The following is a 3,191-nucleotide window of genomic DNA, read 5'->3' as shown; positions in this document are numbered from 1 at the left end:
GCGGCGGCGACCACCTCGGCCGCCCGGCCCGGCACGACCGCCGTGACGGTGTCGAAGAACGCGACGTCGGCGACCTCGACGCCGCCGTCGCGCAGCGCGTCCGCGAGCAGCGCCGCCATGTCGTGGGTACGCCGGGCGATCTCCCGCAGCCCGTCCGGGCCGTGGTAGACGGCGTACATGCCGGCCATGACGGCCAGCAGCACCTGGGCGGTGCAGATGTTGCTGGTCGCCTTCTCCCGCCGGATGTGCTGCTCACGGGTCTGCAACGCCAGCCGGTACGCCGGGTTGCCGTCGGCGTCCCGGGACACGCCGACCAGCCGGCCGGGCAGCATCCGCTCCAGGCCCGAACGCACCGCCAGGTAACCGGCGTGCGGCCCACCGAAGCCCATCGGCACGCCGAACCGCTGGGTGGTGCCGGCGGCGATGTCGGCGCCGATCTCCCCCGGCGGGCGCAGCAGCGTCAACGCCAACAGGTCGGCGGCCACGGTCACCAGCGCACCGACGGCGTGCGCGGCCTGCACCAGCGCCGCGTGGTCGCGGACCGCCCCGGACGCCCCCGGGTACTGCAGGTGCAGGCCGAAGAACTCCGCCGGCAGGTCGTCGTGGACGACGTCGAGGACCCGCACGTCGATGCCGAGCGGCTCCGCCCGACTGGTGATCACCGCGATGGTCTGCGGCAGCGTGTCCGCGTCGACCACGTACACCGGGCTCTTGACCTTGCACGCGCGGCGGGCGAGGGTCATCGCCTCCGCCGCGGCGGTGCCCTCGTCGAGCATGGAGGCGTTCGCGGTGGCCAGCCCGGTCAGGTCGGTGACCATGGTCTGGAAGTTCAGCAGCGCCTCCAGGCGGCCCTGGCTGATCTCCGGCTGGTACGGCGTGTACGCCGTGTACCAGGCCGGGTTCTCCAGCACGTTACGGCGGATCACCGCCGGCGTGTGCGTCCCGTGGTACCCCAGGCCGATCATGGACACGGCCACGGTGTTGCGGCCGGCGAGGGCCCGCAGCTCCGCCAGGGCCTCCTGCTCGGTGGCCGGCTCCGGCAGGTCCAGCGTCCCGTGCCAGCGGATCACCTCGGGGATCGCCGCGTCCATCAGCTCGTCGATCGATCCGTAACCGACGGTCTCCAGCATCCGGCGCTCGTCGGCCGGATCGGGCCCGATGTGGCGGGCGGCGAACTGGTCTGCGGTCATGGGCGGCGCTCCTGCAGGGGGCGAGGTCGACAGGTCGGCCTCCCCCTCTGTCGCGCCCGGGCGCTCCACAGTGCCTGCCCACGAGGTCCTTTTGCCTGAGAGGTTCCGGGGAGGATTTGCCCCTTCGGCGCCACCCCCCTGACGGGGGCGGTCTCTCCCACGTGGGTGATACCGGCATGGTCAACGCTACCAGCGCCCGGGATTCCCGCACCCGTCGTACCCCCGCCGGGACGGTGGCCGGCTCCGCGTCGCCGCCTACAGGGCGACCGGGGCCACGCCGGCGGGCACCGCACCGACCTCCCCGAACCCGGCCGCACCCGCACCCGCACCCACCAGACGGTCGGCCAGGGCGGGCAGCAGCCGCCCCAGCGGCGCGTCGACGGTCAGCTGCGCGTACGCGTCGCCGCGGGTCGGGCCCTGGTTGACGATCACCACCGGGATGCCCAGCTTCGCCGCCCGCAGCACGAACCGGCGACCCGACATCACCGTCAACGACGACCCCAGCACCAGCAGCAGCCGGGCGGCCTCCACCATCGCGAAGCAGCGGGCCACCCGCGGCGCGGGCACCGTCTCCCCGAAGAACACCACGTCCGGTTTCAGCACCCCCGTGCCGCAGAACGTGCAGTCCACCGTCCGGAATCGGGCCACCGCCGCGTCGGGGAGATCCACGTCACCGTCGGGGTTGACCGCGTCCACGTGCGCCTCGAAGCCGGGATTGGCCTCCCGCAGCCGCCGGTCCACCTCCTCCCGGGACGTCGCGTTGCCGCAGTCCAGGCACACCACCTCGTCCAGGCGGCCGTGCAGCTCCACCACACCCGTGCCACCGGCGGCGGTGTGCAGGCCGTCGACGTTCTGCGTGATGATCCCGTCGACCAGGCCGGCGCGTTGCAGCCGCGTCACCGCCCGGTGCCCGTCGTTCGGCTCCGACCGCGCGATCAGCCGCCACCCCACGTGGCTGCGCGCCCAGTAGCGGCGCCGCGCGTCCGCGTCCCGCGTGAACGCCTGGTACGTCATCGGCGTGTGCCGCCGCGCCGCGCCGCTGGGCCCCCGGTAGTCCGGGATCCCCGACTCGGTGGACAACCCCGCCCCGCTCAACACCAGGACGCCGCCACCCGAGACCGGGCCGGCCAGCGCGTCGATCGTCTCCGTCACCCCACCCATGCTGCCTCAGCATCCCCCCGGCGACCACGAAAGGAAGGGCCCCCGTTAACGCCTGCGGTAGAGGAAAGGGCCCCGTCAACAGCCGGCGGCGCGCCGAACCCGGGGGTGGGCCGGTGCCCGGGCCGTTAGGTTGGCGGTATGCGCGTCGTCATCGCCGGAGGACACGGCAAGATCGCCCGACTGCTGGAACGGGAACTCGCCGGCCGTGGTGACACCGCCGTGGGCCTCATCCGCAACCCCGACCATGTGGCGGCGCTCACCGCCGCCGGCGCCCACCCGGTCGTCTGCGACCTGGAACACGCCTCCGTCGACGACCTCGCCGGCCACCTCGACGGCGCCGACGCGGTGGTCTTCGCCGCCGGCGCCGGCCCGGGCAGCGGCGCCGCCCGCAAGGACACCGTCGACCGGGCCGCCGCCGCGCTCCTGGCCGACGCCGCCCGGGCCGCCGGAGTCCGCCGCTACCTGCTGGTGTCGTCGATGGGGGTGGACAACGCGCCGGCCGCCGGCACCGACGACGTGTGGGCGGCGTACCTGCGGGCCAAGAAGGCCGCCGAGGACGACCTCACCGGCCGCACGGACCTCGACTGGACCGTCCTGCGGCCCGGACGACTCACCGACGACGAACCCACCGGCCGGATCACCCTGGCCCGCAGCGTCACCCCCGGCGCGGTCACCCGCACCGACGTCGCCCGCGTCCTGGTCGCCCTCCTGTACGCCCCGGACACCGCCGGACGGATCCTGGAACTCGTCGGCGGGGACACCACGATCGCCGACGCCGTCACCCACGCCTGACGCCCGCGGCTCTCCCGGCCGGCTGGCGACGACCCGGGGTACGGCGGC

2 protein-coding genes, 1 pseudogene and 1 riboswitch are annotated in these 3,191 nt (G+C 74.5%); of the genes and pseudogenes, 1 reads left to right on the top strand and 2 read right to left on the bottom strand.

Going from position 1 to position 3,191, the window contains the following annotated elements; translation table 11 throughout:
* Positions 1-1,190: pseudogene (locus tag AB0I76_RS26010) on the bottom strand (glycine dehydrogenase (aminomethyl-transferring)); the annotation flags it as partial.
* 73 nt (positions 1,191-1,263) lie between these two features.
* Positions 1,264-1,360, bottom strand: a riboswitch (glycine riboswitch).
* Positions 1,361-1,445: 85 nt separating this feature from the next.
* Positions 1,446-2,351: an NAD-dependent protein deacetylase gene (locus AB0I76_RS26005; protein ID WP_357040581.1), complete on the bottom strand. Its 906-nt coding sequence runs from the start codon at positions 2,349-2,351 to the stop codon at positions 1,446-1,448.
* A gap of 138 nt (positions 2,352-2,489) precedes the next feature.
* Here AB0I76_RS26005 and AB0I76_RS26000 point away from each other — a divergent pair, with 138 nt between their 5' ends.
* Positions 2,490-3,143: an NAD(P)H-binding protein gene (locus tag AB0I76_RS26000; protein ID WP_357040578.1), complete on the top strand. Its 654-nt coding sequence runs from the start codon at positions 2,490-2,492 to the stop codon at positions 3,141-3,143.
* Positions 3,144-3,191: the final 48 nt, after the last annotated feature.

The sequence above is a fragment of the Micromonospora sp. NPDC049799 genome, from assembly GCF_040656655.1.
Lineage (GTDB): Bacteria > Actinomycetota > Actinomycetes > Mycobacteriales > Micromonosporaceae > Micromonospora.
The sequence above is the reverse complement of the archived record's forward strand: the minus strand, read 5'-3'. Positions and strand labels throughout refer to the sequence as shown.

Coding starts and splice junctions, on each gene's coding strand:
- AB0I76_RS26005 (WP_357040581.1), bottom strand. CDS start 2,351: ATGGGTGGGGTGACGGAGACGATCGACGCGCTGGCCGGCCCGGTCTCG.
- AB0I76_RS26000 (WP_357040578.1), top strand. CDS start 2,490: ATGCGCGTCGTCATCGCCGGAGGACACGGCAAGATCGCCCGACTGCTG.